Source organism: Janibacter sp. A1S7, from assembly GCF_037198315.1.
GTDB classification, from domain to species: Bacteria; Actinomycetota; Actinomycetes; order Actinomycetales; family Dermatophilaceae; genus Janibacter; species Janibacter alittae.
This window is the reverse complement of sequence record NZ_CP144913.1, coordinates 2,074,826-2,096,979: the sequence shown is the minus strand read 5'-3', so window position 1 is coordinate 2,096,979 and position 22,154 is coordinate 2,074,826. Positions and strand designations below refer to the sequence as shown.

The following is a 22,154-nucleotide window of genomic DNA, read 5'->3' as shown; positions in this document are numbered from 1 at the left end:
CCCATGGAACTTCGCCGCCTCGGACGCTCCGGCCTGACCGTCTCCGCTGTCGGTCTGGGGTGCAACAACCTCGGTCGGCGTGGTGCCGCCACCCAGGACCAGGAGGGCAGCGACGCCGTCGTGCACGCCGCGCTCGACGCCGGCATCACACTCTTCGACACCGCCGACACCTACGGCGCCGAGCCCGGTCTGTCCGAGGCGATGCTCGGCGCGTCGCTGGGCAGCCGCCGCGACGACGTGGTCGTCGCGACGAAGTTCGGCATGGACGTGCGAGGGACGAACGGCCCCGACTTCGGCGCCCGAGGCTCGCGGCGCTACATCACGACCGCGGTCGAGGCCTCGCTGCGGCGACTGGGTACCGACCACATCGACCTCTACCAGTTCCACAGCCCGGACCCGTTGACACCGATCGAGGAGACGCTCGACGCGCTCGACGACCTCGTGCGCTCCGGCAAGGTCCGCTACATCGGCCACTCCAACCGCGCCGGCTGGCAGATCGCCGAGGCCGAGTACGTCGCCCGAGCGCGCGGGGGAGCACGGTTCATCTCCAGCCAGAGCCACTACAACCTCCTCGACCGCCGCGCCGAGCTCGAGGTCACCCCGGCAGCGGAGGCCTACGGGCTGGGTGTGCTGCCGTACTTCCCGCTCGCCAGCGGTCTGCTCACCGGCAAGTACTCCTCGGGGGTGGCACCCGAGGGCAGCCGGCTGAGCCAGTCCGGGCGGCACCTGGTCGCCGGGGCCGATCTCGACCAGCTGCGCGCTCTCGGCGACTTCGCCCGGGAACGCGACCTGAGCGAGCTGGAGGTCGCTTTCTCTTGGCTGGCCACCCGCCCGAGCGTCAGCAGCGTCATCGCCGGAGCCACCCGAGCCGAGCAGGTCCGGCAGAACGCCGAGGCGATCAGCTGGGCGCCGACCGCCGAGGACGAGGCCGCGCTCGACCAGATCCTTCCCCCGGAGCCGAAGGTGGCGCTCTTTTGAGCGCCGGCGCGCCCCCCTTCGTGCTCGTCTCCGGGCCGGAGACCGTCCTCGCGGACCGGGCGGTCGAGCAGGTCCTCGCCGACGTGCGGGTGAGCACTCCCGAGGTCGACGTCGTCACGCTCACGGCCGAGGGCTACGAGGAGGGCGAGCTGACCGTCCAGGCCAGTCCCTCCCTCTTCGGCGAGGACAAGGTGATCATCGTGCGCGACCTGCACCAAGCGCCCGACGCGCTCCAGCTCGACCTGCTGACCTACCTCGCCGACCCGGCGGACTCGGTGACCCTCGTCGTCACCCACGCCTCGGGCACCAAGGGCAAGCGGGTCCTCGACACGCTGAAGAAGGCCAAGGCACACGTCATCCCTGCCCCGGCGATCAAGAGCGACCGCGACAAGGCGGAGTTCGTCACCAACGAGTTCCGCACGGCCCGGCGCAGGGCGAGCCCGGACGCGGTCCAGGCGCTCGTCGAGGCCGTCGGCAAGGACGTGCGCGAGCTGGCCTCCGCCTGCCAGCAGCTCGTGGACGACACCACCGGGGTCATCGACGCGGACGTGGTCGAGCGGTACCACGGCGGGCGGGTCGAGGCGACCGGCTTCAAGGTCGCCGACGCCGCGGTGGCCGGCCACACCGGGGAGGCCCTGCGGCTGCTGCGCCACGCCGTCGACGTCGGGGTCGATCCGGTGCCCATCGTCGCCGTCATCGCGATGCAGCTGCGGCAGCTGGCCAAGGTCGGGGGAGCGGCCCGCGGTCGCAGCGCCGACCTCGCCCGTGACCTGGGTATGGCGCCCTGGCAGATCGACAAGGCTCGCCGGGCCCTCCAGGGATGGAGCGGCGACGCGCTGGGCCGGAGCATCCAGGCCGTCGCCGCGGCCGACGTCGAGGTCAAGGGCGGGGGACGCGATCCCGTGTACGCCGTCGAGAAGGCGATCCTGACGATCTCCCGGGAACGCAACGGCTCCTGACCGGCGGTTTGGCGGCGGTGAGCGGCGCTGCTAGATTTGGCTTTTGCGTGCGCGCATGGTCGTGTGCGTACAGCGAGCACCACCCAGGGCGTCTCTCCCACGGTGTCCCCACGCCGGTCCCGAGACGTCTTGCCGCCCTCTAACGGCAATCATCGACCGACGACGAAAGAACACCTGTGGCAAACATCAAGTCCCAGATCAAGCGCGTGAAGACGAACAACGAGCGCACCGAGCGCAACCGTGCGATCAAGTCTGAGCTGCGCACCTGGATCCGCAAGGTCCGCAAGGCCGTCGAGGCCGGCGACGCCGAGACCGCGAAGTCGGCTCTCGTGACCGCGAGCACCAAGCTCGACAAGGCCGTGACCAAGGGCGCCATCCACGCCAACCAGGCCGCCAACAAGAAGTCGGCCATGGCGAAGAAGGTCAACTCGCTCTGAACCGAGCACCGCTGAACCTCGAAGGGGGCCGGTCACCACTGCGGTGACCGGCCCCCTTCGTGTGCTCAGACCGGGTCGTCGTCGTACGCCCGGCCCGCGGCCACCGCCCGCACCGCTGTGGCGACGGCGACGAAGAGATCCTCCTGCAGTACCGCCCCGTCACGTCGTACGGCGGAGGGATCGATCCGGATCACGCGGTTGACGCGTACCTCGCTGCGCCGCCCGCGGTGGTCCCACTGCCCGGCGCCGATGTCGATCCAGTGTCGCCCCGCGCTCGCCTCCTGGGCCTCGTCGAGATCGTGGTCCACGCTCGTCAGCTGCAGACCGAGCAACCACGGCCCGTCGCGTCCGATGAGCAGGACGGGGCGGTCCTTGCCCCGGGTGTGGTCCTCCTCGTAGGGGACGTGGGCCCACACGACCTCCCCGGGTGACGGGGTCGGGTCCTGCGGGGTGGGAGCCCACTCCAACGGGGGGACTGCCTCGTAGTCACCGGGGTAACCGTCCATGGGAGCACCGTAGCCGGGTCGTTCGTCCCGGCGGCCGGTCCGTGGGAGTATGGGACGCCAGAGTCCGTGTCCCGACGACCCCGAGGTCCGCCACCCGTGTCACCCAAGGCCAGTGAGGCCCTCCCGCCGAACGCGACCCCGCCGGCGCAGATCCGCAACTTCTGCATCATCGCCCACATCGACCACGGCAAGTCCACGTTGGCCGACCGGATGCTGCAGATCACCGGGGTGGTCGAGGAACGGCTGATGCGGGCCCAGTTCCTGGACCGGATGGACATCGAGCGTGAGCGCGGCATCACCATCAAGTCGCAGGCCGTGCGGATGCCGTGGGGGATGGACTACGCCGCGGGCGGGTCCGAGGTCTTCTGCCTCAACATGATCGACACCCCGGGACACGTCGACTTCACCTACGAGGTCTCCCGCTCGCTCGCCGCCTGCGAGGGCGCGGTCCTGCTCGTCGACGCCGCCCAGGGCATCGAGGCGCAGACCCTGGCCAACCTGTACCTGGCCATGGAGAACGACCTGACGATCATCCCGGTGCTGAACAAGATCGACCTGCCGGCCGCCCAGCCGGAGAAGTACGCCGAGGAGATCGCCGGTCTCATCGGATGCGACCCGGCCGACGTGCTCAAGGTCAGCGGCAAGACGGGCGAAGGCGTCGAGGAACTCCTCGACGAGATCGTCACCCAGCTCCCGCCGCCCGAGGGCGACGCCGACGGACCGGCCCGCGCGATGATCTTCGACTCCGTCTACGACAACTACCGCGGTGTCGTCACCTACGTCCGCGTCGTCGACGGCGCCCTCCACCCCCGCGAGAAGATCGTCATGATGTCGACGCGGGCGACGCACGAGCTCCTCGAGATCGGGGTGATCGCACCCGACATGGTCGCGAGCAAGGGCCTGGGTGTCGGCGAGGTCGGCTACCTGATCACCGGTGTGAAGGATGTGCGCCAGTCCAAGGTCGGCGACACCGTCACGGCCGCGGCCACACCGGCTGATACGGCCATCGGGGGCTATCGGGAGCCCCGCCCGATGGTCTACTCGGGTCTGTACCCGATGGACGGCAGCGACTACCCGACGCTGCGCGACGCGCTGGACAAGCTCAAGCTCAACGACGCCGCCCTGGCCTACGAGCCGGAGACCTCCGCCGCACTCGGCTTCGGTTTCCGCTGCGGCTTCCTCGGGCTGCTGCACCTGGAGATCGTGCGCGAGCGCCTCGAACGGGAGTTCAACCTCGACCTGATCTCCACCCAGCCCAATGTCATCTACGAGGTGACGATGGACGACGGGACCGCGGTGGAGGTGACCAACCCGAGCGAGTTCCCCTACGGCAAGGTCGCCGAGGTGCGCGAACCGATCGTCAAGGCCACGATCCTCGCCCCGAGCGAGTTCATCGGCCCGATCATGGAGCTGTGCCAGGGCAAGCGCGGCCAGCTCGGCGGGATGGACTACCTGTCCGAGGAGCGCGTCGAGATGCGCTACACGCTGCCGCTCGCGGAGATCGTCTTCGACTTCTTCGACCAGCTGAAGTCCCGGACGCGGGGCTACGCCTCGCTGGAGTACCAGGAGGCCGGGGAGCAGTCGTCCGACCTGGTCAAGGTCGACATCCTGTTGCAGGGCGAGGGCGTGGACGCCTTCAGCGCCGTCGTCCACAAGGACAAGGCCTACGCGTACGGCACGATGATGGCCGGCAAGTTGCGCGAGCTCATCCCGCGCCAGCAGTTCGAGGTGCCGATCCAGGCCGCCATCGGCTCTCGGATCATTGCGCGCGAGACGATCCGGGCCATCCGCAAGGACGTGCTCGCCAAGTGCTACGGCGGTGACATCTCCCGCAAGCGCAAACTGCTCGAGAAGCAGAAGGAGGGCAAGAAGCGGATGAAGAACATCGGCACCGTCGAGGTGCCTCAGGAGGCCTTCATCGCCGCTCTCTCCTCCGACGACAACGCCGTGGAGAAGGCCAAGAAGTAGCCCGGACGTCGCTACGCTGGACGGGTGACGGACGTCGTCGAGGCAGCGATTCCGCCCGGTCTGCGACCCTACGCCGAGTCGATGGTGGGCTACCGCATCGACGGGGCGTCACCGGGGACCCACATCGGCATGCCGTCCGGCACGATCACCCTCGTGCTCGCGCTCGACCAGCCGCTCCACCTCATCGGTGCCGACGGGCGAAGGGGGCGCTTCGACACCGTGGTCGCGGGGCTGCACGCGTCCCCGGCGCACATCCTCCACGACGGATTCCAGCACGGGGTCCAGCTGGGGCTGACCCCACGGGGCGCTGCCCTGCTGCTCGGCGGGCCACCCGGCGAGATCGTGGGGACCTCGGTCGATCTCGCTGAGTTCGTCGGCCCGTCCGCACGTCGCCTCCACGAGCAGCTCTGCGACACGCCGGGATGGCGCGAGCGGTTCGCTCTCGTCGTCGAGGCGCTCTTCACCCATCGCGACACCTCGTGGGAGCCGCGAGCGGAGGTGGAGCATGCATGGAACATGCTCAGTCGCACGCGTGGTCGGGCGCCGATCGCAGGCCTCGCGGAGGATGTGGGGTGGTCGAGCCGACACCTGACCCACTGTTTCCGCCAGGAGTACGGCTACCCGCCCAAGACGACCGCGCGGGTGCTGCGTTTCCGGGAGAGCCACCGGTTGATCTCGGCGGGACGCCCGCTCACGGAGGTTGCGGCACGGGCAGGGTACGCCGACCAGAGCCACCTCAACCGCGACTGGCTCGCCTTCGCGGGCACGTCCCCGACCCGGTGGTTGCGCGAGGACGACATCGCATTCGTCCAAGACACGACGTCCTCTCCGGGGCGATCATGAGGGCATGGACAGCAACGACACCGCCCGCACCGACCACAACATCTGGCCCGGCCTGACGGCCCGTGACCCTGCGGCCCTGCGCGACTGGCTCGTCGGTCTGGGCTTCACCGAGGGGATCGTCGTCGAGGACGGTGGCATCGTGCAGCACAGCGAGGTGCTCTGGCCCGAAGGGGGCCGGGTGATGATCTCGAGCGCCCGCCCCGATGACCCGCACTTCACGACCCCGGTCGGCGGCGCGATGCTCTATGTCGTCACCGACGACCCCGGTGGCGTGCACTCCCGCGCCGAGGCAGCCGGGGCCACGTTCACACGGCCGCTGGAGGACGCCGACTACGGGTCGCGAGGGTTCAGCATCCTCGATCCCGAGGGCAACTCCTGGAGCTTCGGCACCTACGCCGGGTGAGTGGGCTCCTGGGTGTCGAGAGGTCGTGCGTACAGTCGGCACGATCTAGGGTGAGGCGATGGATGCCGACCTGCACTTCTACTTCGATCCCGTGTGTCCCTTCTGCTGGCTGACCAGCAAGTGGGTTCGCATGGTCCGCGACCAGCGGGGCCTGACCGTCGACTGGCGCTTCATCTCCCTTCGCATGGTCAACGCCGAGGTCGACTACGACGCCCAGTTCCCTGCTGGCTACGAGGCCGGGCACACCGCCGGCCAGCGGCTGCTGCGGGTGGCCGCGCGTACCCGGGCCGATCACGGCGCCGAGGCCGTGGACGCCTTGTACGCCGCCCTCGGCACGCGCATCTTCGACACCGCGCCCGACGACGCGGGGGACCGGGAACGCGCCGAGCTGCGCGGGACCGTGGCCTTCGTCGAGCCGGTCCTCGCCGACGCCGGTCTGCCGACGGAGCTCGCCCGGGCGCTCGACGACGACACCTGGGACCGGCAGGTCCGGGCCGAGACCGACGAAGCGCTCTCCCTCGTGGGCAAGGACGTCGGGACACCGATCCTGCACTTCCGCCCCCCGGAGGGCGTGGCGTTCTTCGGGCCGGTGATCAGTCGGCTGCCGGATGAGGATTCTGCTGCGCAGCTGTGGGACCACGTGGTCGGCCTGGCCGGCTTTCCCGGGTTCGCCGAGCTCAAGCGCAGCCTTCGGGAGCTCCCGCAGCTGGCCGGGCTCGGCGTCGAACCGGGCGAGGTGGGCGTGCAGGAGGACTGGCACGGCGGTAGCCGGCGCCAGCACAAGTGACGGACGCGGAGGTCATCATCAACGATCCAGGACGATTCAGCCACGAGGAGACGATCGAGGTCGCGGCGCCACCGGAGGTGGTCTACGACACGGTCTCCGACATCACGCGCACCGGCGAGTGGAGCCCGATCTGCGTCGCGTGCTGGTGGGACGATCCCCGCGAGGCCGGGCAGGTGGGGGCGCGCTTCACCGGACGGAACGAGCTGCCCGAGCGGACCTGGCAGACCCGCTCACAGGTCGTGGCGGCCGAGCGGGGCCGTGAGTTCGCGTGGATCGTGGGCGACGGCTTCGTCAGGTGGGGCTTCGCCCTGGCTCCGGCGGGGGGTCGGACCGAGCTGACCGAGAGCTGGCAGTTCCTGCCGCCGGGCCTGCAGATGTTCCGGGAGAAGTACGCAGCGGACGCCGAGACGCAGATCCGAGCGCGCATCGAGCAGGCCCACACCGGGATCACGCAGACGCTCGCGGCAATCAAGCGCGTCGTCGAGGGACAGCAGGGGGTTGCCGGGCCCGGCTGATGCCCCGCCTCGGCGCGCGCTTAGGGTGCTCATGTGGCACAGCAGACCTTCACCCTGTACAAGCGCATCGCGCGTCTCCCGCGAGGCAAGGAGATCTTCTCGCTGTTCTACAGCAGGAAGGCGCCCTACTTCGCGACCGTGCGGCCGAAGGTGCGCGAGGTCCGTCCCAACTACGCAGAGCTGTCCATCGCCAACCGCAAGGCGGTGCACAACCACATCGGCACGCTGCACGCGATCGCCGTGTGCAACGGTCTCGAGGCCGCGATGGGTCTGCTCGCCGAAGCCACCTGCCCCGGTGGGATGCGGTGGTTGCCGCGGGGTCTGCGGGTGGACTACCTGGCGAAGTCGACCACCGACCTGCTCTGCATCGCCGAGACCGACGCGTCCGACTGGGCACGCGGCCCCGGTGACGTCGACATCCGCGTCAAGGCCGTGCGCACCGACGGGGTGGTCGCCGTCGAGGGCGTCATCCCCGTCTACGTGTCGATGAAGCCGAGCACGAGGGACTGACCTAACCGGTCAGGCGTGCGCGAAGTCGGTCCAGTCGCTCGTCGTCCCACCCGTGCTGGCGCAGCCACCCGGTGGCGCCGCCGTGCTCGTCCTCGAGGGTGCGCAGGATCATCTCCATCGTCTCCGGCTGCGGGGTCTGCTCGTCGAGTGAGCGCCCCTGCAGACCCCACTTGTACGGCTCGACGTCGACCAACCGGTCGATGATCTGCCGGATCCGCTCGCCGCTGGCGGCGTAGTCCGCGATGATCTCCTCGTCGGGGACCCCGGCGACCGACAGCGCCATCGCGGTGACCGTCCCGGTGCGGTCCTTGCCCGCGGCGCAGTGCACCACGGCGCCTCCGCGGCTGTCCGCGATGACGTCGAGTGCCCCCGCGACGGAGTCGGGACGCTGGTGCAGGTAGCCGAGGTAGTGGCGCGTCCAGAAGCCCGAGGACCCCCGATCCGGGTCACCCTCGGACAGCAGCAGGGCGTCCTTGCCACTGTCGGCGGTGCTCCGGGCCGCACCCGGGTGACGGTCCTCGGCGATGAAGCTGAGGTGGTGGTGCGCCAACGACGTCTGGGTCAGGGGGCCGGGTCCGGTGAGATCACGCTCGACGTCGGTGCGCAGGTCGATGACGTCGGTGACGCCCACCTCGCCGACGAGCCGCTGCACGTCCGCCCGCGTGAGGTCCTGCAGGTTGTCGCTGCGCACGAGCCGACCATCCCGGGTGCGGCCGCCGCTGAGGGTGGGCAGGCCGCCGAGGTCGCGCATGTTGACGACGCCGTCGAGGTCGATCCAGTGGGTCATGGTCCTCACCGTAGCCAGCGATGCTGACAGGAGGGTGACCGGCTGGTGTCGGGCTGCGTCCCGCGGGTGGGAGGATGGCGCGGTGCCTGCCCTGCCCGATGGAGACGAGGCGCCGCGGGACGGCGCCCTGCCCGCCACCGCCCGTGACGCGGTCGGGCAGCGACCCTTCGGGATCTACCTGCACGTGCCCTTCTGCACGGTCCGGTGCGGCTACTGCGACTTCAACACCTACACCGCCACCGAGCTCGGTCCCGTCGGGGGAGCGAAGGGGGCGGGCGTCGCCACCTTCGTCGACGCGGCGATCGACGAGCTCGACCTCGCCCAGCAGGTGCTGGGGGACCCGCCGGCCGTGTCCACCGTCTTCGTCGGCGGAGGCACCCCGACCCTCCTGCCCGCCGCGGACCTCGTGCGCTTCCTCGGGGCCGTGCGTGAGCGCTGGGGGCTGGCCGATGACGTCGAGGTGACCACCGAGGCCAACCCCGACTCGGTGGACGTCGACTCCCTTCGCGTCCTGGCCGAGGGTGGGTTCACCCGGGTGAGCCTGGGTATGCAGTCGGCCGTGCCGGGTGTCCTGGCGACACTGGACCGCACCCACGACCCCGCCAACGTGAGCAGGGCGGTCGCGGCCGCCCGCGAGGTGGGCCTGGCCGTCAGCCTCGACCTGATCTACGGCACGCCGGGCGAGAGCCTGCAGCAGTGGCGCACCTCGCTCGAGACGGCGATCGCACTTCGACCGGACCACCTGTCCGCCTACGCGTTGACCGTCGAGGACGGGACCAAGCTGGCCGCCCGGGTGCGTCGCGGTGAGCTGCCCCGACCCACCGATGACGACGAGGCCGACAAGTACGAGCTCGCCGACGAGTTGCTCGCCCCGGCCGGATTCGACTGGTACGAGATCAGCAACTGGTCGCGCACGCCCGCCGGACGGTGTCGGCACAACGAGGCCTACTGGCGCGGCGACGACTGGTGGGGCGTCGGGCCCGGGGCCCACAGCCACGTCGCCGGCGTCCGGTGGTGGAACGTCAAGCACCCCGCTGGCTGGGCGCAGCGCCTCGCCGGGGGGTCCCCGGCAGCGGCCCGCGAGGTCCTGACCCCCGGGCAGCGCCACGACGAGGACGTCCTGCTGGGGGTGCGGTTGCGTGACGGACTGCCGACCGGCATGGTGACGCCGCAGGGACGAAGGGCGGTGGCCGGCCTCGTCGCCGACGGTCTGGTCGACGGTCGTTCGGCCGTCCGCGGGCGCGTGGTGCTCACCCGTCGCGGTCGTCTGCTCGCCGACACCGTCGTCCACCAGCTCATCGCCGGGGCCGTCGAGCCATGGCAGGTGTCCACCGGCCATGACTGAGACACCTGCCGCCGTCCCGGACATCATTCGGCTCCTCGACCTGCTGGGAGTGCTCGCCAACGGGTTGCTGGGCGGGGCCGTGGCCCGCCGCTTCAACCTCGACCCGGTCGGATTCGCCGTGTTGGCGATCGTCTCGGCCCTGGGCGGCGGCGCGATCCGCGACGTGCTGCTCGACCTCACCCCGATCGCGCTGACGGACCTGGCCTACCTGACGGTCGCGCTCGTCGCTGCAGGCGTCGCGTTCATGGTCCCTCTGGAGGGCCGTCGCTGGCGCCAGCTCTTCCCGTGGGTCGACGCGATCGCCCTCGGGACCTGGGCGGTCGTCGGCACGCAGAAGGCGCTGATGTACGACATCCACTGGCTGCCGGCGATCCTCCTCGGCGTGCTCACCGCCTGCGGTGGCGGTGCCGTGCGGGACATGATGCTGGGCCGGGTGCCGGTCATCCTGCAGCAGTCCGAGCTCTACGCCAGCGCAGCCTTCGTCGCCGGCGCGACCTTCGTCGTCTTCTCGTCCTTCATCCCGGGCCCGGGGGACTCCCTGGTCGCCGCAGGCGTGGGTGGTGGCATCTGCGTGCTGGCCCGCAAGCGCGGGTGGCGACTGCCGACGGAACCGCGGTGGATCGCGGTGCGTCCCAAGGAGTGAGCGTCCGGGCGACCGGGGTGTCGTGCGCCGGGACGATGCACGACGATGGGGAGGGAACCCCCTTCGCGATCATCAGGAGCTGCACATGAGCACCACCCGCACCGCCGTCGTCACCGGAGCCGCCCGCGGCATCGGCCGTGCCGTCGCCCACCGACTGGCCACCGACGGCCACCACGTCGCCGTGCTCGACCTCGACGAGTCGGCCTGCCAGGTCGTCGCCGACGAGATCACCGATGGCGGCGGCACGGCCCTCGCCGTGGGGGTGGACGTCTCGGATCCCGAGCAGGTCGAGGCCGGCGTGGCCCGGGTCGCCGAGGAGCTCGGCGCGCCGACCCTGCTGGTCAACAATGCCGGCATCATCCGCGACAACATGCTCTTCAAGATGCCGGTCGAGGACTGGGACGCCGTGATGTCGGTGCACCTGCGTGGCGCCTTCCTGATGACCAGGGCCTGCCAGGCGCACATGACGACCGAGAAGTACGGCCGCATCGTCAACCTCTCCTCGACGTCGGCGCTGGGCAACCGCGGCCAGGTCAACTACTCGGCCGCGAAGGCCGGGATGCAGGGCTTCACCAAGACCCTGGCCATCGAGCTGGGCAAGTTCGGGGTGACGGCCAATGCGATCGCCCCCGGCTTCATCCAGACCGACATGACGGCCGCGACGGCCGAGCGGATCGGGGTGCCCTTCGAGGACTTCCTCGCCCACGCCGCCAAGGAGACCCCGGTCCAGCGCGTCGGTCAGCCCGAGGACATCGCCGCGACGGCGTCCTTCCTGCTGTCGGAGGAGGCGGGATTCGTCTCCGGCCAGGTCATCTACGTCGCGGGCGGCCCGCGGGACTGACCCGGGACGCCGCAACTGCTTGGGCTCCTGCGAGTTCACTCCGCGGTGACGAAGTCGATCAGCTCCTCGACCCGGCCGAGGAGGGCTGGTTCGAGGTCGGCATAGCTGCGCACCGTGCCCAGGATCTGCTTCCAGGCGCGGGCGATGTCGGCCTGCGAGTCGTGCGCCCAGCCCAGGTGCGCGCAGACGCCGCGCTTCCACTCCACGGAGCGCGGGATCTGCGGCCAGGCCTGCATACCCAGACGCTGCGGACGCACCGACTGCCACACGTCGACGTAGGGGTGGCCGACGACGAGGACGTGCTCGGGGGCGACCCGGTTGGCCTCCTCGACGATGCGTGACTCCTTCGTGCCGGGCACGAGATGATCGACGAGGACGCCCATCCGACGGTCGGGGCCGGGGGAGAACTCCCGGATGACCCCGGCAAGGTCGTCCACGCCGTCGAGCATCTCGACGACGACCCCCTCGATCCGTAGGTCATGGCCCCAGACCTTCTCGACGAGCTCGGCGTCGTGCCGGCCCTCCACGAAGATGCGCGACCCGCGGGCCACCCTCGCCCTCGCGTCGTGTACGGCGACCGACCCGCTGGCCGTGCGCGATGCGGCGCGCTCGGCCTTCGCCAGGGCCGCTCGCCGGTCCCCCTTCGGCGCGGTGAGCGCCACCGGTGTGCCGTCCTGCAGGAACCCGGCACCCAGCGGAAAGGCCCGGACCGTGCCGTGCCGGTCCTCCAGGTGCACGACGTGGACACCACCGGCCTTCTCCACGGCGACCACGGCGCCGACCCAGCCGGTCTCGACGTCCTCCACGACGGTGCCGTGGGTCGCCTCGATCGGGCGCGAGGTGGGACGGGCGAGGCGGCCTCTGGAGCGCCAGTCGCCGGAGAGCACGTCATTGCCGTATCGGTCGTTCACGAGGCCGACGCTAGGCCGGGCGAGGCGTTCCGGACGGCAGGGCACGCCGGATTCCGGGGAATGCACCGGTCGGTCGTAGACTTGGCACTCAGGTGGACCGAGTGCCAAGGCGGTGCGGTCGGTGATGTCGGAAGGAGGACTCCATGAGTGACGAGCGTCGGATGGCGGTACTCAGCGCCATCGTGGAGGACTACGTCCAGACGTCGGAGCCCGTGGGCTCGCGGGCGCTGCTGGACCGGCACCGGCTCAACGTCTCTGCCGCGACCGTGCGCAACGACATGGCCGCGCTCGAGGACGAGGGCCTCATCGTCGCCCCGCACACGTCCGCCGGCCGGATCCCCACGGATGCCGGGTACCGCCTCTTCGTCGACCGGTTGCAGGCCATCCGGCCGATGTCCCGGGGGGAGCGGGCCGCCATCACCGACTACCTCGAGGGCGCCGACGAGCTCGATGCCGTCCTGGACCGCACCGTGCGACTCCTGTCGACGCTGACCCGCCAGGTCGCCGTCGTGCAGTATCCGTCGCTGACCAGGAGCATCGTCAAGCACATCGAGCTGGTGGCGATGAGCGACACCCGCCTCATGGTGGTCGTCATCATGGGGACCGGCCGGGTCGAGCAGCGGGTCGTACCCACGGGCGTCGACTACACCGACGGCCCCGGCCTCGAGTCGCTGGCCCGGGCACGTTCCCGGGTCAACGCCGCGACCCGTGACCGGCGCCTAGCCGAGGCGCTCGATGCCCTCGGCACGCTGCACTCCGAGGACACCGGCACCGAGGACGCTCTCACCGCCGGGGTATTGGCTGCGCTCGCCGACGCGCTCGCCGACGAGCGGGAGACCAAGATCGCACTCGCGGGGACGGCCAACCTCGCTCGCAGCCCCGGCGACTTCCCGATGACGCTGGAACCCATCCTCGATGCACTGGAGCAGCACGTCGTGCTGCTGAAGCTCCTGGGTGTCGAGGCCGACCAGGACGAGGCGGGTGTCGCCGTGCGCATCGGCTCGGAGAACCCCGTGAGCGGCCTGCACACGACCTCGTTGGTCACCTCGGGCTACGGCTCGGGTGACGAGCAGGTCGGGACCGTCGGTGTGCTCGGCCCCACTCGCATGGACTACCCGGCGACGATGGCACAGGTGCGTGCCGTCGCCACCTACCTCTCGCGGATCATGGACGCCTGACGGCTCCCGTCCGCATCAACCAGACAGACCCACGACCTACGAGGACGTCAACGCGTGAACGACTACTACGAGGACCTCGGCGTCAGCCGAGAGGCCAGCCCCGAGGAGATCAAGCGGGCCTACCGCAAGCTCGCCCGTACCCTGCACCCGGACGTGAACCCCGGTGAGGACGCCGAGGAGAAGTTCAAGCGCGTCTCGCAGGCCTACGACGTGCTCTCCGACGAGACGAGGCGTCGCCAGTACGACATGGGCGGCGACCCGTACGGCGGGGCGCACGACGGCTTCGGCGCGGGCTTCAGCTTCAGCGACATCATGGAGCAGTTCTTCGGCGCCCAGTCGGGCGGCGGCCGGGGGCCGCGCTCGCGCCGTTCGCGCGGGCAGGACGGCCTGGTCGGGCTCGAGGTCGACCTGGCGACCGCCGTCTTCGGCGGTCAGGAGGACCTGGTCATCGACACCGCCACCGCGTGCTCGGTGTGCGACGGCGACGGCGCGCAGCCGGGCACCGGCCGCCGCACCTGTGACACCTGCGCCGGTCGTGGTGAGATCCAGCAGGTGCAGCGCTCCTTCCTGGGGCAGGTGATGACCAGCCGTCCGTGCCCGACCTGCCAGGGCTTCGGCGAAGTCATCCCCAACCCGTGCCACGAGTGCTCCGGCCAGGGCCGGGTACGCACCCGGCGCACGATGACGGTCAAGATCCCCGCCGGCGTCGATTCCGGCACCCGCATCCACCTCTCCGGCGAAGGGGAGGTCGGACCCGGTGGCGGACCGGCCGGCGACCTCTACGTCGAGCTGCGGGTCGCCGAGCACGACACCTTCACTCGTCGGGGTGACGACCTGCACGCATCCGTGCCGGTGCCGATGACAGCGGCCGCGCTCGGTGTCGACATGAGCTTCATGACGCTGGACGGGGAGCAGGAGATCTCCATCAAGCGGGGCACCCAACCCGGCGACACGATCGTCCTGCCCGGTCTGGGCGTGACGCACCTGCGCCACGAGGGCCGCGGCGACCTGATCATCCACATGGACGTGCGTACTCCGACCCGTCTGGACGGGGAGCAGGAGCAGCTGCTGCGCGACCTCGCCAGCGTCCGCGACGAGGAGCAGCCCGACGGCGACCTCGACGACATCGACGCCGGTTTCGTCGGTCGTCTGCGCCACGCCTTCAAGCGCTGACGCGTCGATCCGGTGACCGCACCACTGTTCCTCGTCGACCCCGGCGTCCTCGACGGCCTCGGAGTCGACGACGACGTCGCGCTGACCGGCTCCGAGGCGCACCACGCCGCGACGGTGGTGCGGCTGCAGACCGGTGAGGAGGTCCTCGTCGCCGATCGTGCAGGCGCGCGTGTGCGGACCGTCGCCGCGTCGGTGGCCAGCGACCTCGTCTCGTTGCGCGTGACCGGACGGGCGGACGAGCCGGCACCGTCCCTGCGTCTCACGCTCGTCCAGGCGTTGGCCAAGGACGGACGCGACGAGGATGCCGTCGAGGCGGCCACCGAGCTCGGTGTCGACGGCGTGATCCCGTGGCAGGCGGACCGCTCGATCGTGCGGTGGAAGGGCCCCAAGGTCGACAAGGGCCGGCGCAAGTGGGCCAACGTGATCGAGCGTGCGGCCAAGCAGTCCCGACGTGGGCGGTGGCCCGACCTCGGCGAGCTCGTCACCACCGCCACGCTCGCCGAGACGTGCCGCAGGACGGGGACCACCCCCTTCGTCCTGCACGAGGACGCGACGACGGCACTGGCCGGCGTCGACCTGCCCGAGACCGGGGAGATCCTCCTCGTCGTGGGGCCCGAAGGGGGCATCTCACCCGACGAGAGAGACCTGCTGGTGGCCGCCGGTGCGCGCGCGGTCCGCCTCGGGCCGCAGATCCTGCGGGCGTCCACCGCGGGCCCGGCGGCGATTGCCGCCATCAGCACCCGTACCCGCTGGAGGTCAGCGGGCGGACATCGCTAGGGTCTCGGGAAGCACCGTCGCAGCGATTGGAGCAGTGCACTCGATGACCGTCAGGAGTCACGACGTGACGAACCGATTCTTCGAGTGGCACGGTGGCACCGACCGGGACCACGCGGAGCTCGGGTCCTGGGCCACGGCCACGCCGCGGGACATGGGGCCGCGGGTGGCCTGCTTCCGCGGTGGTGTCCACGTGCGGCTGTGGACGAAGGGGGCGCTGCTCGCCCTGGACCTGGGGTTGGCGTTCGGCCTCCTGCGGGCGATGACCGGACCTGGGGATGACCTCCCGCGTGACGTGTTCGTGATCTTCGTCGGCGCCGCAGCGCTCGTCCTGGTCGCGCTGCTCCTCGTGCGGCTGGCCGCGCGCCGTCGCCGGTACGACGTGCACAGCGGTGGGCTCGTGTTGCGGGCCACTGCCGATGCACCGGCCTCGGTCGTCCCGTGGGCGAGCATCGACCCCGGCCGGACCTTCATCGCCCCGAGCACGGCGACGGCCACCCGACCGGTCACCGCCTGGGTGCAACGGGCGATCCGGCCGCCGGCAGTCGTCGTCAACGGGTCGGTCCGCGGAGCAGGTGGGCCGGAGGACCCGGGCGGGGTGAACGACGTCCTGCGCCACCGACCGGTTGCCGAGGACGGGCCCTTCGGCTGGTGGCAGATTGCGGTCCCGGACCCCGTGGCCGTGCTCGTGGCCATGGAGTCGGCGATGGTGGCCCGGGGCTATCGCGCCGACGGCATGGCGTCCCGGGCCCTCTCTCGCGAGACCACGCTGCGCGCGGCCGGGCGGGACCCGGTCACGGCGCTCGACCGGGCCCTGACCGATCCCGTCATCGGTGTCCGCGCGGACGGTGACTGAGGCCGCAGCGAACCCGGCGCAACTCGTGACGCACCCGCCACCCCACGTAGACTGGTGCGCACGATGCCTCGACCAGACCAACCCGACCTGCGCGCCCTCGACTCGATCTCAGACGACCCGCGACGTGACGACTCCGACACCCGGACGGTGCAGCAGACGATCGTCCTGCCCGACAACGTGCCCATGGTCAACCTCCTGGGGCCCACCGACGAGCTGCTGCGGACGATGGAACGCGCCTTCCCCAAGGCGGAGATCCTCGTGCGTGGCAACGAGTTCCGTCTGCACGGCCCCCGGCACGACCTCGAGGTCATCGACCGTCTGCTCGACGAGCTGATGGAGATCATCGAGGCCGGGCAGCCCTTGAACCGGGACGCCGTCGAGCGCTCGATCACCATGCTGCGCGGACAGTTCCGAGAGCGCCCCGCCGACGTGCTGACGACCAACATCGTCTCCAGCCGCGGCCGCACCATCCGTCCCAAGACGCTGGGACAGAAGCACTACGTCGATGCCATCGAGGACCACACGGTGATCTTCGGGATCGGGCCGGCCGGTACCGGCAAGACGTACCTGGCGATGGCCAAGGCGGTCGCCGCCCTGCAGGCCAAGCAGGTTCAGCGGATCATCCTCACCCGACCGGCCGTGGAGGCGGGGGAGAAGCTCGGCTTCCTGCCCGGCACGCTGGGCGACAAGATCGACCCCTACCTGCGTCCGCTCTACGACGCCCTGCACGACATGCTCGACCCGGAGTCGATCCCGCGCCTGATGGCCGCCGGGACCATCGAGGTCGCCCCGCTGGCCTTCATGCGCGGGCGCACGCTGAACGACTCCTTCATCATCCTCGACGAGGCGCAGAACACCTCACCCGAGCAGATGAAGATGTTCCTCACGCGCTTGGGCTTCGGCTCCAAGATGGTCGTCACCGGTGACACCAGCCAGGTCGATCTGCCGGGCGGGGTCCAGTCCGGCCTGAAGGTCGTCCAGCGCATCCTGACCGACATCGACGGGGTCGACTTCGCCCACCTGGACGCCACGGACGTCGTGCGGCACCGCCTCGTCGGGGAGATCGTCAATGCCTACGACCGGTACGACGCGACGAAGGGTCAGCAGCAGTGAGCATCGAGGTCCTCAACGAGACCGACCACGAGGTCGCGGAACGCGAGTTCGTCGACATCTCCCGCTACGTCCTCGGTGAGATGCGGGTCCACCCGCAGGCCGAGCTGTGCATCCGCATGGTCGACGAGGACACGATGACCGTCCTGCACGAGCAGTGGATGGACCTGCCCGGCCCGACCGACGTCATGAGCTTCCCGATGGACGAGCTCGAGCCCGCGCGCGAGGGCGAGCAGCCCGTCGAGGGCATCCTCGGTGACATCGTCCTGTGCCCCTCCGTCGCAGCCAAGCAGGCTGCCGAGGCCGGTCACGCGACGATCGAGGAGATGCTCCTGCTGACCACGCACGGCATCCTGCACCTCCTGGGCTACGACCATGCCGAGGCCGAGGAGGAGAAGGAGATGTTCGAGCTGCAGCGCCAGCTGCTGCTGACCTTCCTCGCGGGACGCGGGAGGGAGACCGGACGGTGACCGGCTTCATCGTCGGTGCCGTCGTCTCGATCATCGTCGCCTTCGCGCTCACGCTCATCGATGCGGCCATCGGTTCCGCCTCTCGCGTCGCCGCCGAGGACGCCGAGAGCGAGGGGCGGCGCGGGGCCAGGGAGTTGCGCGCCATCCTCGCCGAGAGCGCAGGTCCGATCTCCGTCATCGCGTTCCTGCGGGCCATCGCCGAGGCCGCAGCCGCCGTGCTCATCGCGCTCGTCGTCGTCGAGCAGGTCGAGCGCACCTGGCTGGCACTGATCATCTCCGTGGCCATCATGGCCGTGGTCACCTTCATGCTCGTCGGCGTCTCGCCACGCACCCTGGGCCAGCAGCACAGCACCACGATCGCCCTGGCCACGGCCCCCTTCGTCATCTGGCTGCGCCGCATCCTCGGGCCCTTCGCCCGGTTGCTGGTGACCCTCAGCAACGCGTTCACGCCCGGAGGCGGCTACCGGGACGGGCCATTCCGCTCGGAGGCCGAGCTGCGCGACCTGCTCGACCTCGCGGGGGAGAACGCGCTCATCGAGGACGAGGAGCGCGACATGCTCCACTCGGTCTTCGAGCTCGGTGACACGCTCGCGCACGAGGTGATGGTCCCGCGCACCGACATGATCACCATCGAGTCCGACAAGCCGGCGCGCAAGGGACTCAACCTCTTCATCCGGTCCGGGTTCTCCCGGGTGCCGGTCGTCGGCGAGTCCAGCGACGACATCGTCGGGCTGGTCTACCTCAAGGACGTCGTGCGCTCCCTGCTGGCCGACGAGGGCGCCGCGGACAAGCCGGTCTCGACGTTCATGCGGCCGGCACCCTTCGTCCCCGAGAGCAAGCCGGTCGACCAGCTGCTGCGCGAGATGCAGGTCGACCAGACGCACGCCGCGATCGTCGTCGACGAGTACGGGGGGACAGCGGGCCTGGTGACGATCGAGGACATCCTCGAGGAGATCGTCGGCGAGATCGCCGACGAGTACGACCGCGAGGGCCCCGGCGTGGAGGACCTCGGGGACGGTCGCCATCGCGTCCCGGCCGCCTTCGGCGTGGACGACCTGGCCGAGCTCTACGACGTGGACCTCGAGGACGAGGAGGTCGACACCGTCGCGGGGCTGCTCGGCAAGGTCACCGGCCGGGTGCCGATCAGCGGCGCGCACTGCGAGGTGGCAGGGTTGTCGCTGACGGCTGAGAAGATGTCCGGACGACGACACCGGGTCGCGACGGTCATCGTCGAACGCGTCGCGTCGTCGGACGCGATGACGGACCAGGAGATCGGGGCATGAGCGTGGACGATGCGCAGTGGAAGGCAGGCTTCGTCTGTCTCGTCGGACGCCCCAACGCGGGCAAGTCGACGCTGACCAATGCCCTCGTCGGGGACAAGGTCGCGATCACCTCGAGCAAGCCCCAGACCACCCGGCACATCATCCGCGGGGTCGTCACGCGCCCCGACGACCGTGAGCAGCTGATCCTCGTCGACACCCCCGGGCTGCACAAGCCGCGCACCCTGCTGGGGGAGCGCCTCAACGACCTCGTCCGCGAGACGCTGCTCGAGGTCGACGTCATCGGCTTCTGCCTGCCGGCGGACCAGAAGATCGGCCCGGGCGACAGCTTCATCGCCACCGACCTGATCGAGCTGCAGCGCGCGAAGAAGGTGCCGGTCGTGGCCATCGCGACCAAGGCCGATGCCGTGGACAAGCAGCGGCTGGCCGAGCACCTCATCGCGATCGACCAGCTCGGGGACTGGGCGGCGATCGTGCCCTGCTCGGCCGTGCGCGGTGACCAGGTCGACGAGGTCCTGGGCGTCCTGGCCGAGTACCTGCCACCCTCGCCCGCGCCGCTCTACCCCGAGGACGCCCTGACCGACGAGCCGCAGGAGCGGATGATCGCCGAGCTCGTGCGCGAGGCCGCGCTCGAGGGGGTGCGCGACGAGCTGCCGCACAGCATCGCGGTCCTCGTCGAGGAGATCGTGCCGCGCGAGGGACGGCCGCAGGACTCACCGATGCTCGACGTGCGGGTGCACGTCTTCGTCGAGCGTGACAGCCAGAAGGCGATCATCATAGGCCGCGGCGGCTCCCGCCTGCGGGAGGTCGGCACGACCGCCCGCCGGGGGATCGAGAAGATCCTCGGCCAGCGGGTCTTCCTGGACCTGCACGTCAAGGTGGCCAAGGACTGGCAGCGCGACCCGAAGCAGATGCAGCGGTTGGGGTTCTGACGCCCTGCCGTCGAGGCTCACGGGCGGCGCTCGCGGCGTCGTCACTGCGCGCCGCGCAGTCCCGGTTTGGTATTGGTGCACCGGCCCAGCAGCATGGTGTGCTGCACACCGTGACCACCGTGAGAACGCCGCGACAATCTGAGAGGTGAGCACGGCCCCCTTCGGCAGCCGTGATCCGTCATGACCGACCACACGTCAGTGAATGAAGAAGCGGCTCCGCCAGCAGGCGGACACTCCGATCTCCCGCAGGCCCCCGAGCCCGGACCCACGATCCCGGCCCCGCGGGTCTTCTGGCCCGCAGCGGTGCTGCTCGTCCTCTTCGTCGGGTTGGCCCTGGTCTTCCCGACGCAGCTGGACGGCATCCTGTCGTCGGTCAACGACACCGTCGTCGGTGACCTCGGCTGGTTCTACGTCCTGACCGTCACCGGGTTCGTCTTCTACTCGATCTGGCTGGCGCTGACGCCCATGGGGTCCATCGTCCTGGGGAACAAGGACGAGGACCCGGAGTACTCCTTGCCGTCGTGGTTCGCGATGCTCTTCGCTGCCGGCATGGGCATCGGGCTCGTCTTCTGGGGAGTGGCCGAGCCGCTCAACCACTATGTCAACCCGCCGCCGGGAGGCGCCTCTGGCGATGCGGCCCGTGCGCGGGAGGCACTGGACACGACCTTCCTGCACTGGGGTCTGCACGCCTGGGCGATCTACGTCGTCGTCGGCCTCTCGGTGGCCTACGCCGTGCACCGCAAGGGGCGTCCGGTCTCGATCCGGTGGGCGCTCGAGCCGATCTTCGGCGACCGGGTCAAGGGAGTCCTCGGTGACGCCGTGGACGTCCTGGCCATCATCGGCACCCTCTTCGGTGTGGCCACCTCACTCGGCCTGGGGGTCTCGCAGGTCGGTGCCGGCCTGGGCCACCTGGGGGTCGCGGGCGTCGACCCCGAGACGGGCACGGTCTCGACCACGCTGCTGGTGATCCTGATCGTCGCCATCACGGCAGTGGCGGTCGTGTCGGTGGCCAGCGGCGTCGACAAGGGCATCCGCTTCCTGTCCAACGCCAACATGACCCTCGCGGGCCTGCTCATGCTCGTGGTCCTGCTCCTGGGCCCGACCTTCTTCCTCCTCAGCGACTTCGTGCAGCAGATCGGCTCCTACCTGCAGAACTTCCTGTCCCTGAGCTTCCGGACCTTCGCCTTCGCCGGCGAGGACGGCAAGTCCTGGCTGTCCGGGTGGACGACGTTCTACTGGGGCTGGTGGATCAGCTGGTCCCCCTTCGTCGGGGTCTTCATCGCCCGCATCTCCCGCGGCCGCACCGTCCGGGAGTTCATCACCGGTGTCCTGCTCGTCCCGACCGTCGTGGGCATGCTCTGGTTCTCGATCTTCGGCGGCTCGGGCATCTACCGCCAGATGTTCGGCGACGGCGGCCTGGTCGACGAGGAGGGGGCGGTCTCGACCGATCTGGCCCTGTTCCAGATGCTCGACGGCCTGCCCGCCTCGACCCTGCTGAGCATCGTGGCCATCATCCTCGTGGTCATCTTCTTCGTCACCAGCTCGGACTCCGGGTCCTTCGTCGTGGACATGATCGCCTCCGGTGGCATGGCCAACCCGCCGCTGTGGAGTCGTGTCATGTGGGCCACCCTCGAGGGGGCCGTCGCGGCCGCCCTCGTCCTCGTCGGCGGGGCCGGGGGGACGGGACTGTCCGCCCTGCAGACCATGGCCATCCTCGTCGCTGCACCCTTCAGCATCGTGATGATCCTCATGGCCTTCGCCACGGCGAAGGAGCTGACCGCCGAGTACGGAGAGATCGTGCACGGACGACGGCGCCGCTTCCGCGTCTCGCTCAAGCGTGAGGTGCGCGAGGACGTCAAGGACCTCGTCGACTCGGTCACGCGACGCAAGCGCTGAGGCAGTGGCGCGACGGCCCCTCCTGAGATGGATTCGGGAGGGGCCGTCGGCG

Annotated in this window: 24 protein-coding genes; 21 read left to right on the top strand and 3 right to left on the bottom strand. The window is 70.3% G+C overall.

What is annotated here, in order from left to right; genetic code table 11:
* The first annotated feature begins 3 nt into the window (after window positions 1-3).
* The 3 genes from V1351_RS10050 (at window position 4) to rpsT (ending at window position 2,374) form a co-directional block, all read left to right on the top strand.
* Window positions 4-978 carry an aldo/keto reductase gene (locus V1351_RS10050; RefSeq protein WP_338748010.1) on the top strand — a complete coding sequence of 325 codons (975 nt, stop codon included), beginning with the start codon at window positions 4-6 and terminating at the stop codon, window positions 976-978.
* Entirely contained in the window at window positions 975-1,937 is a 963-nt protein-coding gene (holA, locus tag V1351_RS10045; protein WP_338748009.1) for a DNA polymerase III subunit delta, read from the top strand. The genes V1351_RS10050 and holA overlap by 4 nt, the downstream gene beginning before the upstream one ends.
* Before the next feature lie 176 nt (window positions 1,938-2,113).
* Window positions 2,114-2,374: a 30S ribosomal protein S20 gene (rpsT, locus tag V1351_RS10040; RefSeq protein ID WP_338748008.1), complete on the top strand. Its 261-nt coding sequence runs from the start codon at window positions 2,114-2,116 to the stop codon at window positions 2,372-2,374.
* 65 nt (window positions 2,375-2,439) lie between these two features.
* On the opposite strand, the gene V1351_RS10035 is transcribed toward rpsT, so the two are convergent.
* Complete coding sequence (locus tag V1351_RS10035; protein ID WP_338748007.1) at window positions 2,440-2,880, bottom strand: type II toxin-antitoxin system PemK/MazF family toxin; 441 nt, start codon at window positions 2,878-2,880, stop codon at window positions 2,440-2,442.
* Between the two features lie 96 nt (window positions 2,881-2,976).
* Here V1351_RS10035 and lepA point away from each other — a divergent pair, with 96 nt between their 5' ends.
* From lepA to V1351_RS10005, 6 genes are read left to right on the top strand one after another with little or no spacing between them, the layout of a single operon-like run.
* Window positions 2,977-4,848 carry a translation elongation factor 4 gene (gene lepA, locus V1351_RS10030; RefSeq protein ID WP_338748006.1) on the top strand — a complete coding sequence of 624 codons (1,872 nt, stop codon included), beginning with the start codon at window positions 2,977-2,979 and terminating at the stop codon, window positions 4,846-4,848.
* A gap of 24 nt (window positions 4,849-4,872) precedes the next feature.
* Window positions 4,873-5,691, top strand: a complete 819-nt coding sequence (locus tag V1351_RS10025; RefSeq protein ID WP_338748005.1) for an AraC family transcriptional regulator — start codon at window positions 4,873-4,875, stop codon at window positions 5,689-5,691.
* Window positions 5,692-5,695: 4 nt separating this feature from the next.
* Window positions 5,696-6,094, top strand: coding sequence for a VOC family protein (locus V1351_RS10020; protein WP_338748004.1), 399 nt, complete (start codon window positions 5,696-5,698; stop codon window positions 6,092-6,094).
* A 58-nt stretch (window positions 6,095-6,152) separates the two neighbouring features.
* Window positions 6,153-6,881, top strand: a complete 729-nt coding sequence (locus V1351_RS10015; RefSeq protein WP_338748003.1) for a hypothetical protein — start codon at window positions 6,153-6,155, stop codon at window positions 6,879-6,881.
* Window positions 6,878-7,396: an SRPBCC family protein gene (locus V1351_RS10010; RefSeq protein WP_338748002.1), complete on the top strand. Its 519-nt coding sequence runs from the start codon at window positions 6,878-6,880 to the stop codon at window positions 7,394-7,396. Before V1351_RS10015 ends, V1351_RS10010 begins: the two co-directional genes overlap by 4 nt.
* A gap of 33 nt (window positions 7,397-7,429) precedes the next feature.
* Entirely contained in the window at window positions 7,430-7,906 is a 477-nt protein-coding gene (locus tag V1351_RS10005; protein ID WP_338748001.1) for a hotdog fold domain-containing protein, read from the top strand.
* A gap of 1 nt (window position 7,907) precedes the next feature.
* On the opposite strand, the gene V1351_RS10000 is transcribed toward V1351_RS10005, so the two are convergent.
* On the bottom strand, window positions 7,908-8,693 hold the full coding sequence (locus tag V1351_RS10000; protein ID WP_338748000.1) for a tyrosine-protein phosphatase: 786 nt from the start codon (window positions 8,691-8,693) through the stop codon (window positions 7,908-7,910).
* 82 nt (window positions 8,694-8,775) lie between these two features.
* Between V1351_RS10000 and hemW the strand changes: the two genes are divergently transcribed.
* The 3 genes from hemW to fabG all read left to right on the top strand — a co-directional run bounded on the left by hemW (window position 8,776) and on the right by fabG (window position 11,522).
* Window positions 8,776-10,038 (top strand): radical SAM family heme chaperone HemW, encoded by a 1,263-nt coding sequence (gene hemW, locus V1351_RS09995; RefSeq protein WP_338747999.1) that lies wholly within the window; start codon window positions 8,776-8,778, stop codon window positions 10,036-10,038.
* Entirely contained in the window at window positions 10,031-10,681 is a 651-nt protein-coding gene (locus tag V1351_RS09990; RefSeq protein WP_338747998.1) for a trimeric intracellular cation channel family protein, read from the top strand. Before hemW ends, V1351_RS09990 begins: the two co-directional genes overlap by 8 nt.
* Before the next feature lie 85 nt (window positions 10,682-10,766).
* Window positions 10,767-11,522 (top strand): 3-oxoacyl-ACP reductase FabG, encoded by a 756-nt coding sequence (fabG, locus tag V1351_RS09985; protein WP_338747997.1) that lies wholly within the window; start codon window positions 10,767-10,769, stop codon window positions 11,520-11,522.
* Window positions 11,523-11,557: 35 nt separating this feature from the next.
* Here the strand turns inward: fabG and V1351_RS09980 are convergent, their stop codons facing one another.
* Entirely contained in the window at window positions 11,558-12,433 is an 876-nt protein-coding gene (locus tag V1351_RS09980) for a DUF3097 domain-containing protein (RefSeq protein ID WP_338747996.1), read from the bottom strand.
* Between the two features lie 143 nt (window positions 12,434-12,576).
* Between V1351_RS09980 and hrcA the strand changes: the two genes are divergently transcribed.
* The 9 genes from hrcA (at window position 12,577) to V1351_RS09935 (ending at window position 22,102) form a co-directional block, all read left to right on the top strand.
* On the top strand, window positions 12,577-13,611 hold the full coding sequence (gene hrcA, locus V1351_RS09975; protein ID WP_338747995.1) for a heat-inducible transcriptional repressor HrcA: 1,035 nt from the start codon (window positions 12,577-12,579) through the stop codon (window positions 13,609-13,611).
* 54 nt (window positions 13,612-13,665) lie between these two features.
* On the top strand, window positions 13,666-14,784 hold the full coding sequence (dnaJ, locus tag V1351_RS09970; protein WP_338747994.1) for a molecular chaperone DnaJ: 1,119 nt from the start codon (window positions 13,666-13,668) through the stop codon (window positions 14,782-14,784).
* Between the two features lie 12 nt (window positions 14,785-14,796).
* Window positions 14,797-15,561, top strand: a complete 765-nt coding sequence (locus tag V1351_RS09965) for a 16S rRNA (uracil(1498)-N(3))-methyltransferase (RefSeq protein ID WP_338747993.1) — start codon at window positions 14,797-14,799, stop codon at window positions 15,559-15,561.
* Window positions 15,562-15,625: 64 nt separating this feature from the next.
* On the top strand, window positions 15,626-16,414 hold the full coding sequence (locus tag V1351_RS09960) for a hypothetical protein (protein WP_338747992.1): 789 nt from the start codon (window positions 15,626-15,628) through the stop codon (window positions 16,412-16,414).
* Between the two features lie 63 nt (window positions 16,415-16,477).
* Window positions 16,478-17,527 (top strand): PhoH family protein, encoded by a 1,050-nt coding sequence (locus tag V1351_RS09955; protein WP_338747991.1) that lies wholly within the window; start codon window positions 16,478-16,480, stop codon window positions 17,525-17,527.
* Window positions 17,524-17,994: an rRNA maturation RNase YbeY gene (gene ybeY, locus V1351_RS09950; protein WP_338747990.1), complete on the top strand. Its 471-nt coding sequence runs from the start codon at window positions 17,524-17,526 to the stop codon at window positions 17,992-17,994. Before V1351_RS09955 ends, ybeY begins: the two co-directional genes overlap by 4 nt.
* Window positions 17,991-19,277, top strand: a complete 1,287-nt coding sequence (locus V1351_RS09945; protein ID WP_338747989.1) for a hemolysin family protein — start codon at window positions 17,991-17,993, stop codon at window positions 19,275-19,277. Before ybeY ends, V1351_RS09945 begins: the two co-directional genes overlap by 4 nt.
* A complete protein-coding gene (gene era / locus V1351_RS09940) occupies window positions 19,274-20,206 on the top strand; it encodes a GTPase Era (RefSeq protein ID WP_338747988.1) in 933 nt (310 codons plus the stop codon). The genes V1351_RS09945 and era overlap by 4 nt, the downstream gene beginning before the upstream one ends.
* Before the next feature lie 198 nt (window positions 20,207-20,404).
* The gene (locus V1351_RS09935; RefSeq protein WP_338747987.1) at window positions 20,405-22,102 is read left to right on the top strand and encodes a BCCT family transporter; all 1,698 of its coding nucleotides are present in this window, start codon (window positions 20,405-20,407) and stop codon (window positions 22,100-22,102) included.
* The last annotated feature ends 52 nt before the right edge of the window (window positions 22,103-22,154 follow it).

Bases quoted from the DNA above. Each gene is read 5' to 3' on its own strand.
- V1351_RS10050 (WP_338748010.1), top strand. From the start codon at position 4: ATGGAACTTCGCCGCCTCGGACGCTCCGGCCTGACCGTCTCCGCTGTC.
- V1351_RS10000 (WP_338748000.1), bottom strand. From the start codon at position 8,693: ATGACCCACTGGATCGACCTCGACGGCGTCGTCAACATGCGCGACCTC.
- V1351_RS09955 (WP_338747991.1), top strand. From the start codon at position 16,478: ATGCCTCGACCAGACCAACCCGACCTGCGCGCCCTCGACTCGATCTCA.
- V1351_RS10015 (WP_338748003.1), top strand. From the start codon at position 6,153: ATGGATGCCGACCTGCACTTCTACTTCGATCCCGTGTGTCCCTTCTGC.
- V1351_RS09990 (WP_338747998.1), top strand. From the start codon at position 10,031: ATGACTGAGACACCTGCCGCCGTCCCGGACATCATTCGGCTCCTCGAC.
- V1351_RS10020 (WP_338748004.1), top strand. From the start codon at position 5,696: ATGGACAGCAACGACACCGCCCGCACCGACCACAACATCTGGCCCGGC.
- era (WP_338747988.1), top strand. From the start codon at position 19,274: ATGAGCGTGGACGATGCGCAGTGGAAGGCAGGCTTCGTCTGTCTCGTC.
- fabG (WP_338747997.1), top strand. From the start codon at position 10,767: ATGAGCACCACCCGCACCGCCGTCGTCACCGGAGCCGCCCGCGGCATC.
- V1351_RS10035 (WP_338748007.1), bottom strand. From the start codon at position 2,880: ATGGACGGTTACCCCGGTGACTACGAGGCAGTCCCCCCGTTGGAGTGG.
- hrcA (WP_338747995.1), top strand. From the start codon at position 12,577: ATGAGTGACGAGCGTCGGATGGCGGTACTCAGCGCCATCGTGGAGGAC.